Here is a 1,257-nt window from a genome sequence, read left to right on the forward strand (position 1 = left end):
CGACAACCTGCCGCAGGTCAACGACATCATCACCAACGCGGCGCCGATCCTGGACAGCCAGGTGACCTCCGGCGACGCGATCGAGCAGTGGTCGCGCAACCTCAACGTCATCGCTTCCCAGGCCGCCTGCCAGCATCCCGCCGCGACCGTGCCGATCGCGGCCACGACGCACACCACCAGGATCACCACCGACATCGGCGCGGTCGCCGACAACGCCACCACGCCACCGGCGCCCAGCATCACGGCCGCGGCCAACTGCGTCGGCGCGACGGCGCGGAGCACCTGCTGGACGTAGTCGGTGGACGGCCGGCGGGTCAGCGACCATGCGCCCAGCGCCGCGGTCACCACGGCCGCGCACAGACTCAACACGGCGGCGACGAACATGGGCTTCAGGATACGGGGTGTCGGAGGTGGGTCGTCGTCCCCCGGGCGCCAGGCTTCGCCCGGGGGACGACGCCGTCTATCCCTGCAGTCCCAGCAGCTGTGGCGCGGGCGCCACGGCGGGAACGGCGGGAGCCGGGGGCGGCGCCGCGGGTGACGGCAGCGCCGGAGCGCCGGGTGGCGGTGCGGCCGGGACGGGGCCCGGCACGCTGACCTTGAACCCGTTGATGATCGCCTCGGTGGCGTCCGCGGCGGCCACCACCTGGTCGACACTCGTGGTGACCGACAGCGACACCAGGTAACGGTCGGGTCCCGCGGTCGCGATGACATGGCGCCGGGAGGTGTTCAGCGTCATGTTGTTCTCGCGGTAGGTGCCCTCGATCAACGAGGACGGCATGCCGCCGAAATCGGCCAGCGATGCGTCGGTGGTGCGCCACGCCGGCAGCTTCTGGCTGTCGATGAAGCCGTGGCTGATGGCCTCTTTGGGGTCGAATTCGCCGATCAGCTTGTAGACGACCACCTGGGCGTTCGAGGAGTACAGACCGTTGCCGCCGACCCGGTCGGCGAGCACCGCGAACGCGTCCGGCACGTTCGGGTCGGGGATGTGTTCCCAGCCCCGCGGCATCGGCAGCACGATGTTGAGCGCGCGGAAGTCCCGGCTGGACTGGGCCTCCATGGTCACGCCCTTGGCAGCGAAGAACTCGCTGAGCGTGCCCGAGTTCGCCGGCGCGATGGTGGACACCGGGCGGGCGGGCTGTCGGTGTATCAACTGATCTTCATGGGCGGCCAGGCCGTCGGGTCGCTGCTGTGGGGGCTGTTGGCCGGCTCCACCAACAGCGTCACCAGCCTGCTGGTGAGCGCGGGGCTGCTGCTGTT

General features: G+C 70.6%; 1 protein-coding gene and 1 pseudogene. Both read right to left on the reverse strand.

The window, feature by feature from the left end:
- Nucleotides 1-120: 120 nt before the first annotated feature.
- Nucleotides 121-384, reverse strand: a pseudogene (locus tag ASJ79_RS24265) (hypothetical protein); the annotation flags it as partial.
- Between the two features lie 76 nt (nt 385-460).
- Nucleotides 461-1,257: LpqN/LpqT family lipoprotein (locus ASJ79_RS24270; protein ID WP_369803756.1), on the reverse strand; the 797-nt coding region annotated here is incomplete at its 5' end.

The organism is Mycobacterium sp. NAZ190054, assembly GCF_001545925.1.
GTDB lineage: Bacteria > Actinomycetota > Actinomycetes > Mycobacteriales > Mycobacteriaceae > Mycobacterium.